This window comes from Planktothrix sp. FACHB-1355 (genome assembly GCF_014748295.1).
Taxonomy (GTDB): domain Bacteria; phylum Cyanobacteriota; class Cyanobacteriia; order Cyanobacteriales; family Aerosakkonemataceae; genus Aerosakkonema; species Aerosakkonema funiforme_A.
Map to the genome: position 1 here is coordinate 1 of NZ_JACJUP010001086.1, position 2,393 is coordinate 2,393.

The following is a 2,393-nucleotide window of genomic DNA, read 5'->3' on the forward strand; positions in this document are numbered from 1 at the left end:
TTACTTAAGCTTGCGAGGTTAGCTGGGTACGTATATTTTCAGTAAATGTCAAGCTTTGCAGAAGAAATATTGGCGACAAAAAAAGGCCAAAGCACTAAATAAATTAAATTGACGATTCTCGCGATCGGTGTTTAAATGTCATTCAAGAAAAGGAAAACCTTTTGCCTTAGCAATATCAGTCAAACTTGGCCAAATTAGCTGTTCTGCTTTGATAACTCAAAGCGTCCGCTGGGGAATACTTAGTTTGGCGAGCTAATGAGAGTGTCAACAACCTTGTTTAAGGTGCTATGGGGGTTGCGAGTGCAGATAGGCCGGAAAAAGGAGGCGTTAGCCAAAAACTCTGCCTAAACGTATAACAACAGGAGCCTCCAAAAAAACATCTACCTTTAGATATAAAATTACTCGCCAGTCTTTTACAAAATTGCATAAACTTGGGGTATGCAGATCTTAATTTACTCCTACAACTATCATCCAGAGCCGATCGGCATCGCTCCCCTGATGACGGAACTGGCAGAAGGTTTGGTCAAGCGCGGTCACGAAGTCCGCGTTGTCACGGCCATGCCTAACTATCCAGAACGCCGCATCTACCCCGGATACCGACGGAAACTGTACAAAGCCGAACAAAGAAACGGTGTTTTAATCGAACGCAGTTACGTCATGATTCGCCCGAAACCGAGTTTGCTCGATCGAGTGCTATTGGATGGCAGCTTTGTGCTGACCAGCTTCCTACTCGCCCTCAAAGGCGAGCGACCGGACGTTATCCTGGCAACAGTACCGCCTCTGCCAGTTTGCCTACCGGCTGCTCTAGTGGGATGGCTGCGGGGCTGTCCGGTAGTCTTGAACGTTCAGGATATTCAACACGAAGCGGCTGTTTCCGTTGGTTTGTTGAATAATAAACTTGTAATTCGCGCTTTTGAAGCCCTGGAAAAATTTGCCAATCGGACAGCAACTAAAATTAGCGTCATCGCCGATGGGTTTGTGGAGAACTTACTGGCAAAAGGCGTTTCGCCCAGCAAAATCGAGCTGATCCCCAACTGGGTAGATGTGAATTTTATCCGCCCCTTACCGAAGGAAAATAACGCTTTCCGGGCTGAACATCAACTCAATGGTAAGTTTGTCGTACTCTACTCCGGTAACATTGCCCTCACTCAAGATATAAGAACAGTTATTAAAGCAGCAGCCCTGCTGAGCCATATCCCGGAAATTGTGTTTGTAATTGTAGGTGATGGGCAAGCTTTGGAGCGGGTGCAGTATTATTGCGAAATTGACCAAGCTCATAACGTCAAACTGTTACCATTCCAACCCCGCGAAAAATTACCGGAAATGCTAGCTGCGGCAGATGTAAGCTTGGTGACTCAAAAGCCGAATGTAATAGCGTTCAACTTACCCTCGAAAATTCCTGTGATTCTGGCTTCAGGTCGTCCGATCGTTGCCTCCGTACCCGCGACCGGTACTGCGGCTAAAGCAGTGCGACAAAGCGGCGGCGGTTTGGTGGTAACTCCAGAAGACCCGAAAGCTTTAGCGTTTGCGATTGAAGAACTCTACAACAATCCCGAAAAAGCAGAAATGCTAGGACGGCAAGCCAGACAGCACGCGGTAGAGCATTATTCGTTTGAGCAAGCCTTGAATAGCTATGAGGAACTGTTTGCTTCTTTCGGCACTCAGCTAGCCTCAAAGCCGAAACCGTTGCCAAGCTAGGAGATGTTCGACGCTGCTTTGGCAGGGTGCGTCACCTTTTCAAATCTTAAAAACGATAAAATAAGCACATCGATCGCTTATGGCGTGTAAATAGTGCCTTTGACGATCGAGTTGTTGTGCTATATGGTTGAATAAAGTAATGCGCGATCGGGTATTGGCCTGGTTAGCAGATAACGTTCCCCATTCTCGACTCCAGCATATTATTCGAGTCGAACAGATGTCGATCGAACTGGCGACGCTGCACAATTTGAATTGCGAAAAAGCCGCTGTATCCGGTTTGATGCACGATTTGGCAAAATATTTTAAACCTCAACTTCTCCTTTCCACAGCACGGCAAGAAGGATTGGAACTCGATCCTGTAGATGAGGAAAATCCGCATTTACTGCACGCAGAAGTAAGTGCGATCGTGGCTAGAGACGTGTTTGGCGTAGATGATGAAGAAATATTGCAGGCCATCCGGAATCATACTTTGGGCAGACCCGGTATGAGCTTGTTGAGCTGTAGCGTATTTTTAGCTGACAGTCTAGAGCCGGAACGAGGCAATACCCCAGAGCTAGAAGCTCTGCGGCAAGAAAGTCGCCAAAATCTATACAAAGCTGTTTGGCGAACTTGCGATTATTCGCTGAAATATTTGATAGCAACCCATCGATTAATTCACCCCAGAACTATACTGACCCGCAATTGGGCTATGCAAA

At 46.7% G+C, this 2,393-nt stretch carries 2 protein-coding genes; both read left to right on the forward strand.

From position 1 onward, the window contains the following. The first annotated feature begins 438 nt into the window (after positions 1-438). Positions 439-1,698 (forward strand): glycosyltransferase family 4 protein, encoded by a 1,260-nt coding sequence (locus H6S82_RS29280; protein ID WP_190464939.1) that lies wholly within the window; start codon positions 439-441, stop codon positions 1,696-1,698. A 139-nt stretch (positions 1,699-1,837) separates the two neighbouring features. Then, positions 1,838-2,393: bis(5'-nucleosyl)-tetraphosphatase (symmetrical) YqeK (gene yqeK, locus H6S82_RS29285; protein WP_191057180.1), on the forward strand; the 556-nt coding region annotated here is incomplete at its 3' end.